This is a genomic window from Amycolatopsis rhabdoformis (assembly GCF_035918295.1).
GTDB lineage: Bacteria > Actinomycetota > Actinomycetes > Mycobacteriales > Pseudonocardiaceae > Amycolatopsis > Amycolatopsis rhabdoformis.
The window spans coordinates 5113130-5128256 of the sequence record NZ_CP142149.1 but is presented as its reverse complement, the minus strand read 5'-3'; the positions used below and the strand labels follow the sequence as shown (position 1 = coordinate 5128256).

The window sequence follows — 15127 nt, the reverse complement described above, 5'->3', positions numbered from 1 at the left end:
GCCACCGGCACCGACCCGGCCAGGAACACCACCAGCGAGATGAAGCCGAACGGGTGAGTGGTTCGGACACCCGCCCACCCCAATCCGTGCTCCATCCGAAGGACCGGACCACTCGCCTCGAATCCACGTATCCCCAGGTCACCCCGGGAAAATGGGCCTTTTGCCGGGATCGTTACCATCCCTCCATCGTTGACCCCTTCCTCCGCGCTGACCTAATTTGTTGCCCCACCAGACGAACTTGGCGGTGTCGGCGTGGACTCCTCCCTGCCTCTGAGACCCGGCGGCCCACCGAGGCCGGCGGATCAGGCTTCGGTGCGGCGCAGCAATCTCGCGCTCGTGCTGCGGCACCTGCGTGACGCGGGGCCGCGGTCGCGGGCGGGGATCGCGGCGGAGACCGGCCTGAACAAGGCCACGGTGTCGAGCCTGGTGGCCGAGCTGGTGGAGCGGGGGCTGGCGCGCGAGGGCGAGCTGGACCGCGCGGGGGCGGTGGGCCGGCCGGGCACGATCGTGAAGCTCGACGGGCGGGCCGTGGGGGGTGTGGGGGTCGAGGTGAACGTCGACTACCTCACCGCGCTGGCCCTCGATCTCACCGGCACCGTCCTGTTCGAACAGCGCATCCCGCTCGACGTGCAAGCGCTTCCTCCGGCCAAGGTCTTCGACGCCACGGCCGAGCTGGCCGCCCGCGCGGTCCGGGAATGCCGGCGTCTGCGCGTCAAACCCGTGGGGCTCACGCTGGCGGTGCCGGCGCTCGTCGACGTGAAAGCCGGCGCCGTGGCGTTCGCGCCCAACCTGCACTGGACCGACGTGCCCGTGGTCGCCGGGTTGACCGAGCGGCTGACGAAACGGCTGGGCCGCCTCGATTTCCCCGTGCGCATGGCCAACGACGCCAACCTCGGCGCCCTCGGTGAGCACGCGATGGGCAGCGTCGCCGGCACGGCGGACCTCGTGTACCTCACCGGCGAGATCGGGGTGGGCGGTGGCGTGATCTCCGGCGGCCGGCTGCTCGGTGGGGCGGAAGGGTTTTCCGGCGAGATCGGCCACATCCAGCTCGACCCCAACGGCCGACGCTGTGGCTGCGGCCGGAAGGGCTGCTGGGAGACGATCGTGGGCCTGGCCGGCATGCTGCGGCTCGCGGCCGAGCCCAACGATCCCGTGCACGACCCGTCGCTCGATCTCGAGCAGCGCCTGGACATGCTGCGCCGGCGGGCCGAGTTGAAGGACCGCCGCACGCTCGACGCGCTGGCGAAGGTCGGCACCGGCCTCGGCGTGGGCGCCGCGGTGCTGGTGAACGTGTTCAACCCGCGCGTGGTGCTGCTCGGTGGTTACTTCGCGCAGCTGGGCCCGTATCTGCTCGGCCCGATGATGGCCGAGCTCGAAGCCCGCGTGGTCGCGCCCGACATCGGCGGCTGCCGCGTGGAACTGTCGTGGCTCGGGTTCTCGGCGGCCTCGCGCGGCGGGGCCCACGTGGCGCTGGAAGCCGTGTTCGACGACCCCGCGCGGGTCGCGTCGGCGGGGGAAAGGGACAGCGGATGACGCTCCTCGAAATGACCGGTATCGGCAAGGGGTTCCCCGGCGTGCGCGCGCTCGACGACGTGGAACTGAGCGTGGCCGAGGGCGAGGTCCACTGCCTGCTGGGCCAGAACGGCGCCGGCAAGTCCACGCTCATCAAGGTGCTCGCGGGCGCGCACCGGCCCGACACCGGCGAGATCCGGGTGGGCGGCGAGCCGGTGGAGCTGCCCAACCCCACGGCCGCCATCCGGTGCGGCATCGCCACGCTGTACCAGGAACTCGACCTCGTGGACGGGCTTTCCGTGGCGGAGAACATCTTCCTCGGCCACGAGCAGGCCAGCGCCGGCTGGGTGCGCCGCGCCAAGATGCGTGCCGACGCGCGAAACCTGCTCGATCGCCTGGGGCACCGGGAAATCCGCGTGGACCGCGAGGTCGGCACGCTCTCGGCCGCGGGCAAGCAGATCGTGAGCCTCGCCCGCGCGCTCTCGCTCGACGCGCGCCTGATCGTGCTCGACGAACCCTCCGCCGTGCTCGCCAGCGACGAGGTGGCGAACCTGTTCCGCGTGATCCGCGGTCTCACCGAGCGCGGGGTCGCCGTGGTCTACATCTCCCACCGGCTGGAAGAGATCCGCGAGATCGGTGACCGCGTCACGGTGCTCAAGGACGGCCACACCGTCGCCACCGGCCTGCCGGCTCGCACCACGCCGACCACGGACCTGGTCGCGCTGATGACCGGCCGCCGCGTGGAGTACCTCTTCCCGCCGCGCCCCGCCGAAGACGCGTTCGCCGAGCGCCCGGTGCTGCTGGAAGTCGAGAACCTCGGCGTGGCCGGCGAGTTCGAAGACGTGTCGTTCTCCGTGCGCGAAGGCGAGATCGTCGGCCTGGCCGGGCTCGTCGGCTCGGGGCGCAGCGAGGTGCTGGAAACCGTGTACGGCGCGCGGAAACCCACCACGGGGCAGGTGAAGCTCGCCGGAAAACCGTTGCGCAGAGGCGTGACCTCCGCCGTCCGCAACGGACTCGGCCTGGCCCCGGAAGAACGCAAGAGCCAGGCCTTGCTGCTGCAGGAATCCGTGGCCCGCAACGTCTCCCTCGCCTCCCTGCGCCGCTACGCGAAGTTCGGCTGGTTCAACGCGCGGGCCGAAACCACGGCCGTGCGCCGGCACACCGAGGCGCTCGACCTGCGTCCGCCCGACATCCGCCGGCCCGCGGGCAAGCTTTCGGGCGGCAACCAGCAGAAGGCGGTGCTCGCGCGCTGGCTGCTCAAGGGCTGCCGCGTGCTGCTGCTCGACGAGCCGACGCGCGGCGTGGACGTCGGCGCGCGGGCCGAGCTCTACCGCGTGATCCGCGACCTGGCCGATTCCGGGGTCGCGATCGTGCTGGTGTCGAGCGAGCTGCCGGAGGTGCTCGGCCTGGCCGACCGGGTGCTCGTGATGCGCGAGGGCCGCGTGCTCACCCAAGCGCGTGATCTCGACGAACGGGCCGTGCTGGATCTCATCCTCGAAGAGCAGGAGCGTGCGGAATGAACGCTGAACAGGCGGTGGCACCGGAACGCACCCGCGGGTTCTCGGTGCGGCTGCGCGAGGCGCGCAACCTCGGCCTGGTCGGGGTGCTGGCCGTGCTGGTGCTGATCGGCGCGCTCACCGAACCGGGCCAGTTCCTCACCACCGGCACGCTGGTGCTGGTGCTCACGCAGGCGTCGGTGATCGGCGTGATCACCGTGGGCATGACGTTCGTGATCATCGGCGGCGGCATCGACCTCTCGGTCGGCGCGGTCGTGGCGCTCGCGACGGTGTGGGCCACCACGCGCTCCACCCAGGCGTTCGGCATCACCGGCATCGTGTTCACCGCGGTGGCCGTCGGCGTCGGCTGCGGCCTGGTCAGCGGGCTGCTCATCGCCTACGGCCGCCTGGTCGCGTTCATCGGCACGCTGGCGATGCTCGCGAGCGCGCGCGGCCTGGCGATCCAGCTCTCGCAGGGCCGCACCCAGACCGTGACCGCGAAGAACCAGGCGCTCGTGGACCTCGGTTACCAGGACAGCTACGTGCTCGGCATCCCGCCGCTGGTGCTGATCTTCGCGGCCGTGGCGATCGTCGGCTGGCTCGTGCTCAACCGCACCACCTTCGGCCGCCGCACCTACGCGATCGGCGGCAACCTGGAGGCCGCGCGGCTGGCCGGCATCAACGTGAAGCTGCACACCTGCCTGCTGTATGTCCTTTCCGGACTGTGCTGCGGCATCGCCAGCGTGATGCTGATCATCCTCACTTCGAGCGGCACTTCGGGCAACGGCAACCTCTACGAGCTCGACGCCATCGCCGCGGTGATCATCGGCGGCACGCTGCTCACGGGCGGGCGCGGCACGCTCGTCGGTTCGGTGCTCGGCGTGCTGGTGTTCACCACCATCAGCGTGCTGTTCACGCTCAACAACCTGCCCACGGCCGTGCAGCAATTGGCCAAGGGCGTGATCATCGTGCTCGCCGTGCTCGTGCAGCGGCGGGCTTCGCTCTATTCGAGTGAGAGGACGTCCTCATGAACTCCACCGACCTCCGCCGCCGCGCGTTCCTGACCGGGACGGCCCTCGCGGGTGTGGGCGTGCTCGCCGCGTGCACCAGCAACGAGGAACCCGCGCCGGCCGCCCAGAACGCGCCCGCTCCGGCGCAGGACACCCCCGGCAAGAAGGTGACCGTCGGGTTCGCCGGGCCGCAGGCCGACCACGGCTGGCTCAACGCGATCACCGTGAACGCGCGGGCCGAAGCACAGCGGCACCCCGATGTGGAACTCGTCGTCGCCGAGGGGTCGAACGACGCGGCCACGCAGTCGGCGCAGATCGACGCGCTGATCAACCGCAAGGTCGACGTGCTCGTGGTGCTGCCGGCCGACGGCAAGCAGCTCACACCGGCCGGGCGCAAGGCGATGGACGCCGGCATCCCGGTGATCAACCTCGACCGGATCTTCGACTCGCCGCAGGCGTACCGCACCTGGGTCGGCGGCGACAACTACCGCATGGGCGTGAACGCGGGCAACTACATCGGCCAGCAGCTCAAGGGCCAAGGCACGGTGCTCGAGCTCGCCGGCATCGACACGCTCGAGCTCACCCGCCAGCGCACGCAGGGCTTCGACGACGCGCTGGCCAACTACCCGGGCATCCGCAAGGTCGGCCGCGCGGCCGCCGAGTTCACCGTGCCCACCGGCCAGGCCCGCATGGCCGAGCTGCTGCAGGCGCACCCGCAGTTCAACGCGATCTGGAACCACGACGACGACCAGGGCGTGGGCGCGCTGCAGGCCGTGCGCCAGGCCGGGCGGTCCGACTTCCTGATGGTGGGCGGCGCCGGGTCGAAGGCCGCGATGGAGCAGATCAAGGATGGCAATTCGGTGCTGAAGGCCACCGTGCTCTACCCGCCGACGATGTCCGCGTCGGCCATCCGCCTCGCGCGGCTGCTCGGGCAGGCGAAGGGCGTGTCGGATCTGGCGGAGCAGGAGATCCCGGCGTCGGTGACCACGTTCTCCGCGGTCGTCACGAAGGACAATGTGGACAAGTACCTGCCGGTTTCCTTCGAGTGAAAGGACTTCCGCGCATGGCGGACGAGATCGGCGTCGGGTTGGTGGGCTACGCCTTCATGGGCGCGGCCCACTCCCAGGCGTGGCGGACGGTGCACCACGCCTTCGACGTGCCGCTCACCCCGCGCCGGGTGGTGCTGTGCGGCCGCGACGCCGCGGCGGCCGAAGCAGCGGCGGCGAAACTCGGCTGGGCCGCGTTCGAGACCGACTGGCGCCGGGTCGTGGACGACGACGAGGTCGGCCTCGTGGACATCTGCACCCCCGGCGACACGCACGCGGAGATCGCGCTGGCCGCGCTCGACGCCGGAAAACACGTGCTGTGCGAGAAACCGCTGGCCAACACCGTGGCCGAAGCCGAGGCGATGGCCGACGCGGCCGCGGCGGCGGCCGAGCGCGGCGTGCGCTCGATGGTGGCGTTCAACTACCGGCGCGTGCCGGCGCTCGCGTTCGCGCGGTCGCTGGTGGCGCAGGGCCGGCTGGGCGTGATCCGGCACGTGCGCGCGCAGTACCTGCAGGACTGGATCGTGGACCCGGCGTTCCCGCTCGTGTGGCGGCTGCAGAAGGACAAAGCCGGGTCCGGCGCGCTCGGCGACCTCGGTGCGCACCTCGTGGATCTGGCGCAGTTCCTCACCGGATCCCGGATTTCCGGGGTGAGTGCGGTCACGGAGACGTTCGTGCGGGAGCGGCCGCTGGTCACGTCGTCGTCGGGGCTCGCGGCTTCGGCGGGCGCTTCGCTGGGCGAGGTGACGGTCGACGACGCCGCGTTGTTCACGGCCCGCTTCGCCTCCGGTGCGCTCGGCAGCTTCGAGGCGACGCGGTTCGCGGCCGGGCGCAAGAACTCGATGCGCATCGAGGTCAACGGTTCGGCCGGCAGCCTCGCGTTCGACTTCGAGGCGATGAACGAACTGCACTTCCACGACCACACGCTGGATCCGGCGGACGCGGGGTTCCGCCGGATCCTGGTCACCGAGCCGGCGCATCCGTACGTGGGCGCGTGGTGGCCGCCGGGCCACGGCCTGGGCTACGAGCACACCTTCACCCACGAGGTCCGGGATTTCCTGGTGGCGCTGGGCGAAGGCAGCGATCCGGCGCCGTCGTTCGCCGACGGGCTGCGGGTGCAGCGGGTGCTCGACGCCGTGGAACGCAGTGCCGCCGCCGATTCCGCCTGGACCGTGGTACCGAACTGAAGGGGAGTTTTCCGATGGCACGACCGCTGACGTTGTTCACCGGGCAGTGGGCCGACCTGCCGTTCGAGGAGGTCTGCCGGCTCGCGAGCGGCTGGGGCTACGACGGTCTGGAGCTGGCCTGCTGGGGCGACCACTTCGAAGTCGACAAAGCGCTATCCGACGGCGGCTACGTCCAGTCCAAACTGGACACCCTGGCCAAGTACGACCTGCGCGTGTGGACGATCTCCAACCACCTCGTGGGCCAGGCCGTGTGCGACCACCCCATCGACGAGCGGCACGAGGCCATCCTGCCGGCCCGCCTCTGGGGCGACGGCTCGCCCGAGGGCGTGCGGCAGCGCGCGGCCGAAGAGATGAAGGACACGGCGCGCGCGGCCGCGTTGCTGGGCGTGTCCACGGTCGTCGGCTTCACCGGATCGTCCATCTGGCACACCGTCGCCATGTTCCCGCCCGCGCCGCAAGCGATGATCGACCGCGGCTACGAGGACTTCGCCGCGCGCTGGCACCCGATCCTCGACGTGTTCGACGAGGTCGGCGTGCGCTTCGCCCACGAGGTGCACCCGAGCGAGATCGCCTACGACTACTGGACGACCGTGCGCACGCTCGAAGCCATCGGCCACCGCGCGGCGTTCGGCCTGAACTTCGACCCGTCGCACTTCGTGTGGCAGGACCTCGACCCGGTGGGGTTCCTGTGGGACTTCAAGGACCGCATCTTCCACGTCGACTGCAAGGAGGCCCGCAAACAGCTCAACGGCCGCAACGGCCGCCTCGGCTCGCACCTGCCCTGGGCCGACCCGCGCCGGGGCTGGGACTTCGTGTCGACCGGCCACGGCGACGTGCCGTGGGAGGACGTGTTCCGCATGCTCAACGCGATCGGCTACGACGGCCCGATCTCGATCGAGTGGGAAGACGCCGGCATGGACCGGCTCACCGGCGCGCCGGAGGCGCTGGAGTTCGTGAAGCGGCTGAACTTCAGCCGGCCGACGGCGGCGTTCGACGCGGCCTTTTCCTCGAAGGCCGACTAGAAACCGACTAGGCCCCGAGCCGGTTGCCGACCATGATCACGCCGATCACCAACGCGAGCACGCCGAACACGATCCCGATCACGGCCAGCGCCTTCGTCGGCCGCCGGGCGCCGCAGCCCACCGCGCCCAGACCCAACGCGGCCACGGCGAACGGGAACGCGATCCACGCCCGCACGTTGTCCAGCGGGAACGGCAGGATCGGCACGACCACACCGAGGATGCCGCAGACGAGCGCCAGCACACCCGGTGCGGCGTTCTTCTGCGGCCCTTGCTGAACCGGGCGGGGCTGTTGCGTCGCGCCGCCCATCGAAGCACCCGGTTGCTGCGGCGCGCCGCCGAAGCCGACGGGGCCCGAGTTCCACGCCTGCTGCGTGCCGCCGCTGAGCCGACCGGTTTCGGCGGGGCTCGCCGGCTGGCCGGGCGTGTACCGCGGCACGGGGCCCTGCGGCGCCGGGGGGAAGGCGTCCGGCGTGTCCGGGTTCGGCGGGGGACCGTCGGTCATGGTGCGGAGCTCCTCGGTGGCGGGGACCGTAGTGGCGAGATCACAACCTAGTCGGTCGGACCGGTTCGCGACCAGCACACGGCCTGTCCCGCCACCGAGGAAATCCGTCACCGGGTGCCGAGCAGGTGCTCCAGAGCCAGCTGGTTCAGCCGCGTGAAGTGGTAACCGCGCTTGCCGGCGGCCTCGACGTCGAAGTCGTCGTTCGCGAGGTCGGCCAGCGTCTCGCCGGGCGCGGCCGTGGGCACGGACAGCTCGCCGACGCGCGAAGCGGCCAGTGCCTCAGCCACCTCCGGGTCGGCGCGGAACGCCGCGGCCTTTTCCTTGAGGATCAGGTACATCCGCATGTTCGCGGCGGCCGACACCCACACGTCGGCCGGGTCCTCGGTGCGCAGCGGCTTGTAGTCGAAGTGCCGCGGGCCGGCGTAACCGGCGGTCTCCAGCAGGTCGACGAGGAAAAACGCCGAGGTCAGGTCGCCGTGGCCGAAGATCAGGTCCTGGTCGAACTTCGGGCCGTGCTGGCCGTTGAGGTCGAGGTGGAAGAGCTTGCCCTGCCACAGCGCCTGCGCGATGCCGTGCACGAAGTTCAGCCCGGCCATCTGCTCGTGGCCGACCTCGGGGTTGAGGCCGAACAGCTCGGGCCGCGCGAGCTGCGAGATCAGGCCGAGCGCGTGGCCGATCGTGGGCAGCAGGATGTCGCCGCGCGGCTCGTTGGGCTTCGGTTCGAGCGCGAACCGGATGTCGTAGCCCTGCGAGACGGCGTAGTCGGCGAGGAGGTCGAGGCCCTCCTTGTAGCGGTCGAGCGCCGCGCGCACGTCCTTCGCCGCGTCGGACTCGGCACCTTCGCGCCCGCCCCACAGCACGTAGGTCTGCGCGCCGAGTTCGGCCGCCAGGTCGAGGTTGCGCCGCACCTTGGTGAGCGCGTAGCGGCGGATGTCGCGGTCGTTGCTGGTCAGGCCGCCGTCCTTGAACACGGGGTGCGTGAACAGGTTCGTGGTGGCCATCGGCACCTTGAGGCCGGTGGCCTCCAGTGCGGCCCTGAACTTCTTGATCGCCGCGTCGCGGTCGGGCTCGGTGGCGAGCAGGTCGTCGTCGTGGAAGGACACGCCGTACGCGCCCAGCTCGGCCAGGCGGTGCACGCTCTCGACCGGGTCGAGCGCCGGGCGCGTCGCCACGCCGAACGGGTCGGCGGCCTGCCAGCCCACCGTCCACAGGCCGAACGAGAACTTGTCGTCCGGAGTGGGCGTGAAGTCGGTCATGGCGGTCCCCTTCGTTCCATACGGGCTGTGCATTACGGGCTGTGCATTCGGTACGCAAGTATTTAGTTCACGTTGTAGACTAAATACTGCGCTGCGACGACCCGCACGTCAAGGGCCGCCGGTACAGTGCCCGGAGGAGGGCAGGGGATGACGCAGGCGGTGCGGCACGACTCGATGCGCGCGCGCAACCTCGAGCTGGTGCTCGGCGAGGTCAGCCGCCGCGGTCCGCTCACCCGCGCCGCGCTCGCGGAGCTGACCGGCCTCACCAAGTCCACCGTCTCGAAACTCGTCGGCGACCTGCTCGACGCCGGTTTCCTCGCCGAGACCGGCCCGGCCCGCGCCGGCGAACGCGGCCGGCCCGGTGTGGAGGTGGTGCTCTCCGGGGCGCGCGTGGCGTCGCTGGGGCTGGAGATCAACGTCGACTACCTCGCCGTGTGCCTGCTCGACCTGGCCCGCGAGGTGCGCTTCAGCGAGCGCCGCGAACGCGACAACCGGGGTTCGCGTCCGGAGGAAGTGCTGGGGGAGCTGCAAAACCTGGCGCAGACGGCGCTCGACGCGGCCGCGGCCCACCGACTGACCGTGGCCGGCGCGGTGCTCGCCGTGTCGGGCCCGGTCGGCGACGGCGTGCTGTTCAGCGCGCCGAACCTCGGCTGGGCCGGCGTGCGCGTGGCCGACCTGCTGCACCTGCCGGTGCCGGTCACCGTCGACAACGAAGCCAACCTCGGCGCGTTGGGCGAGCTCTGGTTCGGCGCCGGTCCGGCCGATTTCCTCTTCGTCTCCGGTGAGGTCGGCATCGGCGCGGGCCTGGTCGTGGACTCGGCGCTGTTCCGCGGCGCCCACGGCCTGGCCGGCGAGCTCGGCCACGTGGTGGTGTCGCCCACGGGCCCGCGTTGCCGCTGCGGTGCGGCCGGCTGCCTCGAAACCTATGCGGGCCAGGAGGCGCTGCTCGAAGCCGCGGGCGTCGCGAGCGTGGCGGACCTGTTGTCCGCTTTGGACGCCGGTGCTCGGTCCGCGACCCGGGCCGCCGCGGCGGCGGGTGAGGCGCTCGGCCTCGCGCTGGCCTCGGCCGTGAACCTGCTCGACCTCGACCACGTGGTGCTCGGCGGCGTGTTCGCCCCGCTCTTCCCGTGGCTGGCGCCCGCGGCGGAAGGCGTGCTGGCCGCGCGCCTGGGCCGCCTGCGCGGCTCGGTGCCCACGCTCGCACCGTCCACTGTGGGCGGTGCCGCCGCCACGCTCGGCGCGGCGGGGCGGACCGTGCACCACGTGCTGGCCGACCCCGGGCCGTTTCTCAACCGCGCCGAAGCCACCTGAATCGGGTGAGGTGACCCGGCGCCGCCGTGGCGAGCATGGCGGGGTCCACCGGCCGGGGAGACGAGGTGCGCCATGACCGGAGAACCGAACGTGGGGGTCGCGCCGCCGGCGGCCGATCGCCGCCGCATCGCCGAGCACGCCGACGTCGCGCTGCGCTCGATGGGCCAGCCGAACTCCGTCGTCGGCCAGTTCGACTTCTGGAACGACCGCTACGAGGGCAGACGCCTGTTCTCCGAGGTGCTGGGCACGTTCCTGCTGGTGCTCGTGGCCGTCGGCGGCGGCATGGTCAACGCCCGCTTCGGCGGCGACGCGGTGCCGGCCGGCGCGCGTGTGGTCGCGCCGGCACTCATGGTGGCGGCCATCATTCTCTTCATGGGCACGGTGTCCGGCGCGCACCTGAACCCGGCGGTGAGCCTCGCGTTCGCCGCCCGCGGTGACTTCCCGTGGCGGCGCGTTCCGGCGTACCTCGTGGCCCAGTTCGTCGGCGCCGCGCTGGCCACGCTGCTGCTGTGGGGGCTGCTCGGCAAGCAGGGCAGCGCCGGGCTGACGCTGCCGGGCAGCGGGATCAGCACCGTGACGGCGATGTTGTGGGAGCTCGTGCTGACCACGGGCCTGGTGAGCGTGATCCTCGGCAGCGCTTCGGGGGCGCAGCAGGTGGGCCCGCTCGCGGCGATCGCGGTCGGCAGCTACATCGCGCTGGCCGGGTTGTGGGGCGCGCCGGTCAGTGGCGCGTCGATGAACCCCGCGCGGTCGCTGGGGCCGGCTTTGGTGCTCGGTGACTGGACGGCGTGGTGGGCCTACCTCGTGGGGCCGTTGGCCGGAGCCGCGATCGCCGTCGGCATCGCCTTCGTATTGCGGGGTCGGGGTGGCGGCCACAGTGGTACGGCGGCTGCGCAAGGCGTGCTGGGGGAGCGGCCGTAGACCCCTGCCTCCGGGGAAAGCGGCGAAGGGCGCCTTGCGGGAATCGGATTCCCGCAAGGCGCCCTTCAACCGAACTCGACTGCTCAACCGACCAGGCGTCAGCTCACCGCACGTACCACCACCGTGCTGTTGCCCACCGTCTTGCCGGCGTCGTCGACCACCGACAGCTGGCCCCGCAGCACGCGACCCGCGGCCGGCGCCTGGGAAGCCGTGACCACACCCGGCACGGTCCACGTGGACCCCGACGCGTGCGCGGCCACCGGATCGGTCACCGTGACCCCGCCGAACGCCGGGTTCACGAACGTGTCCAGGTAGTCGAACGCCGTGGTTCCGGCCGGCACCGAGTACCCGTCGACCAGCGCGACCCAGGTGCCCGCGGCGGGGTTCTGGATCGTCACCGACTCCTCGGAGTCGCCGTCGGCGCTCTGGCCCGCCGCCACGCACTGGCCGGTGGTGCAGTTGTACACGACCAGGTCCAGGTCGGCGGTGGCGTCGGCGGTGTTGCCGATCGTCACCGTGAGCGAGGACGAGCCGGGCAGCACCGCGATCTGCGTCTGCGACTGCGCGCCCTGCGTGATCGACGGGCGCTTGATCGAGGCGCTGCCGAACGTGCTGCCCACCACGTGGCCGGTGAAGGCCTTCAGCGAGTTCTTCACCGTGTACGTGCGGGCCAGCCCCGCGCCCAACGGAGCCGACGCGATGTCGTCCGGGTTGGGCGAGATGGCGGTGCCGAGTGCCGACGCCGTGAGCGAGTACGGCGCGGTGTCCACATCGGACGTCCGCCGCGCTTCCACCGTGATCTCCCAGACGCCCGGAATCGGGTTGGTGAGCGTGCGGCTGGTCGGCGTGCCGCCGATGCAGCCCGCGCCCGCGTCGGGGTTGTAGCAGTTGGTGGACGTGTTGCTGTCCACCGGGACGCCGGTCGGGTCGTAGCGCAGGAAGCGCACCTGGCCCTTGCCCGCGTCACCGCCGCCGGTGAGGTCCACCTGCAGCGAGCTCGCGCCCTGCGGCACGCGCAGGAAGTAGCTCACCGACTGGTTGCGCGCGATCTTGCCCGAAGCCGTGAAAGTGCCCGAGGCGGCGAACTCGGCCGGCGCGAAGACCGTGTTCATGGTCTGCACGTCGACGCCGATGGTCAACGGGTTGTCCAAGTACAGCAGCGCGGAGTGCGCACCGGCCTGGCGCGGGTTCACCTTCACCGGGAACGAAACCGGCTTGTTGAGCGGCAACGAGATCAGCGAGCCCGACGAGAAGGTGCCGTCGTTGCCGACCCAGCGCGCGAAGTACAGCACCGGACGCGAAGAGCCGGACGTGCGCGTGATCGTGTACGACCGCGTGTAGGACTTCCCGACGGTCACGCCTTCCCGGTCGTGGATGCCGACGCCGACACCCGGCGTGGGCTTGAGCAGGTTGGCCTGCACCGTGTGCACGTCGACCGCGGTGGTCACCGCGTCCGGCTTCGGGTTCAGCGAAAGCGCGACCCAGGCGGCGGGCACGTTGAACAGCCCGGCGCCCTGCTCGTACGCGCCGATCCCCGGCACGAACCGCGCCGTGGACTTGATCGCCGACCGCAGCGCCGCGACCGGCGGCCGCTGGCCGTGGTGCGTCGCCTTGTACGCGCTCACCAGCAGCGCCGCCGCGCCGGTCGCCTGAGGCGAGGCCATCGACGTGCCCTGCAGCATCGCGTAGCCGGCCGGCAGCGCGTACGTGCCCGCGACCGGACCCGGCGCCTCCCACCGCGGCACGGTGGAGATCGCCGCGCCGGGCGCGATGATGTCCGGCTTGAACCCGCCGTCTTCCCGCGGGCCGCGCGAGGAGAACGGGTGCAGCGCCTCGGCCTTGTCCACTTTGGACCCATAGTTGGAGAGCCACGTTTCGCGCGTGATGTAGGAGCCCACGCTGATCGCGTCGGTGGCCACGCTCGGGTCGCCGACCGAGTTCGCGCCCGCGCCGGAGTTGCCCGCGGAGATGAAGATCTGCACGTTGTACTCGGCGATGGTGCGGTTGTAGAGCTCGGCGCGCGCGTTGTTGCCGTCGTTGAGTGCCGGCAGGCCGCCGATGGAGATGTTGATGACGTCGGCGCCGTGGCTCGCGGCGTAGACCACGCCGTCGAGCAGGCCGCTGTTGGTGCAGGAGTCCGTGGTGAGGCACACCTTCACGGCCAGCACGTTCGCTCCCGGCGCGGCGCCGTCCATCTTGCCGCCGAACAGGTCGTTGCCGGTCGCGATGCCGGCCACGTGCGTGCCGTGCTCGGCGCCCGCGAGGCCGATGTTCACGAAACCCGGGTGGTCGGTCTGCACGACGAACGCCATGCGCTCGGCGCGGTCGGTGGCCGGGTTGTCGGTGCCGAAGTAGCCGACGTCGAAGTTCTTGGCGTAGTCGGACATCGGCTTCTCGTCGGTGAAGTCGCCGTCGCCGTCGAGGTCCACGCGCACCTGCTTGGTGGCGGTGTCGAGCAGCACGCCCCACGCGTCCGTGCGGTCGCCGTCGCGGTTGAGGTCACCGCCGGTCTCGCTGCTCGCGCCGCCGAGGTCGCCGGCCGTTTCCTTGAACAAGCCGAATGTGTACGGGCCGCCGGTGGCGGGCGCGGTCCAGTCGCGGCCGCTCGCGGTGAACGCGCCGGCGTAGGTCTGCGCCGACTGCGCGACCCAGGTGCCGTCACCGGAGTCGGTGGCGTTGGCGTTGGCGTTGTACCAGTCCACGATCTTCCGGTCGCCGTGGCTGGTCTTCGCCAGCGCCGGCTAGTCGAGGTCGACGCCCGAGTCGAGCACCGCGACGGTGGTGCCCTTGCCGTCCCAGCCGCTGAAGGTCTGGCCGAACTGCGCCGCGTAGGTGTCGCCGGTGGGAAGGTAGGGATTCACGCGCGGGGTGTTCTTGCCCGGCGCCGGCTGCGGGATCGGGTTGGCCGCGCCTTCGGGCTTCGGGTCGTCGCGGTGGATGAGACCGTCGACGTCCACCGCGCTCACCGATTGCAGCTTCGCGGCCTTCTCGGCGTTCCCGACGGGCACCGCGACCTTGACGTAGTCGAGCTTCGCATTGGTGGACTCGACCACCCCACCGAGCGCCTTCAGGTCCGCCACCGCGGCCCCGGCCCGCCCACTCTCCGCGGCGACGAGCAACGTCACCGTCCGCTTGCCGGCCCGCTGGGCTTCCGCCACCAGCGCCCGATCGTGGTCGTCGAGGGTCTTGCTGCTGTTGTTGTTGCTGCTGTTGGCCGTGGCGGGGCTGGTGGGAGCCTGCGCCGCGAGCGCCGCGGGCACCCCGACCGGCGCAACGCCGAGCGCCGTGGCAAGGAGGGTAACCCCGGCCCGCCGTCTCCAGCGCGACTTGTGCTGTGTCATCGGAGCAGTACACAGGTCCCGACCATCGCCATCAATCAGACACTTAGCCTATCGGCCGCATTTCGACGTGAGACGAACGGCCTAACCGCCCGCGCTCCGACCCAGCCAACGCCACCCCCTGATGCTTTCCCCCGCGCGACGCCCGCGACCCGGCACTGATTCACGGCCCCATTCCGCCGCCGCCACGGATAGCCGGGGGCATTGCCCGGGTCACGCCGCTGGAAGACAACCTCGCCCACGGCCCCCGATTTCGGCTCGGTCGCGACGTTCACGATTCCATCGCCGAGGCATGGCCCCGCTCCGCCAATGCCACCGATGGTGGCCGGCTGCCGCACCCGGGTCACGCCACTGGAAGACAACCCCGCCCCACGACCCCCGATTTCGGCTCGGCCGCGACGCCCACGATTCCATCGCCGAAGCATGGCCCCACCTGCAACGCCGCCACCGATGGCGGCCGGCTGCCGCACCCGGGTCAGGCCATCGGAACACATCCTCGCCCTGCGCCCGCCATCCTCGAATGTCG

Annotated in this window: 10 protein-coding genes and 1 pseudogene; 8 read left to right on the top strand and 3 right to left on the bottom strand. The window is 71.4% G+C overall.

The genetic code is table 11. The annotated features are described in order from the left end of the window. Positions 1–312: 312 nt before the first annotated feature. The 6 genes from VSH64_RS23410 to VSH64_RS23385 are packed head-to-tail and all read left to right on the top strand — an operon-like array spanning position 313 to position 7273. A complete protein-coding gene (locus tag VSH64_RS23410; RefSeq protein WP_326837793.1) occupies positions 313–1533 on the top strand; it encodes an ROK family transcriptional regulator in 1221 nt (406 codons plus the stop codon). Continuing rightward, positions 1530–3032, top strand: coding sequence for a sugar ABC transporter ATP-binding protein (locus VSH64_RS23405; protein WP_326837792.1), 1503 nt, complete (start codon positions 1530–1532; stop codon positions 3030–3032). The genes VSH64_RS23410 and VSH64_RS23405 overlap by 4 nt, the downstream gene beginning before the upstream one ends. Next, positions 3029–4039 (top strand): ABC transporter permease, encoded by a 1011-nt coding sequence (locus VSH64_RS23400; RefSeq protein WP_326837791.1) that lies wholly within the window; start codon positions 3029–3031, stop codon positions 4037–4039. The genes VSH64_RS23405 and VSH64_RS23400 overlap by 4 nt, the downstream gene beginning before the upstream one ends. Next, positions 4036–5067 carry a substrate-binding domain-containing protein gene (locus VSH64_RS23395; RefSeq protein WP_326837790.1) on the top strand — a complete coding sequence of 344 codons (1032 nt, stop codon included), beginning with the start codon at positions 4036–4038 and terminating at the stop codon, positions 5065–5067. Before VSH64_RS23400 ends, VSH64_RS23395 begins: the two co-directional genes overlap by 4 nt. Before the next feature lie 14 nt (positions 5068–5081). Beyond that, entirely contained in the window at positions 5082–6251 is a 1170-nt protein-coding gene (locus VSH64_RS23390) for a Gfo/Idh/MocA family protein (protein WP_326837789.1), read from the top strand. A gap of 14 nt (positions 6252–6265) precedes the next feature. Beyond that, complete coding sequence (locus tag VSH64_RS23385; protein WP_326837788.1) at positions 6266–7273, top strand: sugar phosphate isomerase/epimerase family protein; 1008 nt, start codon at positions 6266–6268, stop codon at positions 7271–7273. A gap of 7 nt (positions 7274–7280) precedes the next feature. Here the strand turns inward: VSH64_RS23385 and VSH64_RS23380 are convergent, their stop codons facing one another. Then, a complete protein-coding gene (locus VSH64_RS23380) occupies positions 7281–7775 on the bottom strand; it encodes a DUF308 domain-containing protein (RefSeq protein WP_326837787.1) in 495 nt (164 codons plus the stop codon). A gap of 107 nt (positions 7776–7882) precedes the next feature. Beyond that, positions 7883–9031: a xylose isomerase gene (xylA, locus tag VSH64_RS23375; RefSeq protein WP_326837786.1), complete on the bottom strand. Its 1149-nt coding sequence runs from the start codon at positions 9029–9031 to the stop codon at positions 7883–7885. 147 nt (positions 9032–9178) lie between these two features. On the opposite strand from xylA, the gene VSH64_RS23370 reads away from it, so the two are divergent. Further along, a complete protein-coding gene (locus tag VSH64_RS23370) occupies positions 9179–10342 on the top strand; it encodes an ROK family transcriptional regulator (protein WP_326837785.1) in 1164 nt (387 codons plus the stop codon). Positions 10343–10414: 72 nt separating this feature from the next. After that, positions 10415–11263, top strand: a complete 849-nt coding sequence (locus VSH64_RS23365) for an MIP/aquaporin family protein (RefSeq protein WP_326837784.1) — start codon at positions 10415–10417, stop codon at positions 11261–11263. Between the two features lie 98 nt (positions 11264–11361). On the opposite strand, the pseudogene VSH64_RS23360 reads toward VSH64_RS23365, so the two are convergent. Continuing rightward, positions 11362–14604 (bottom strand): annotated as a pseudogene (locus VSH64_RS23360) (S8 family serine peptidase). Positions 14605–15127 lie beyond the last annotated feature (523 nt).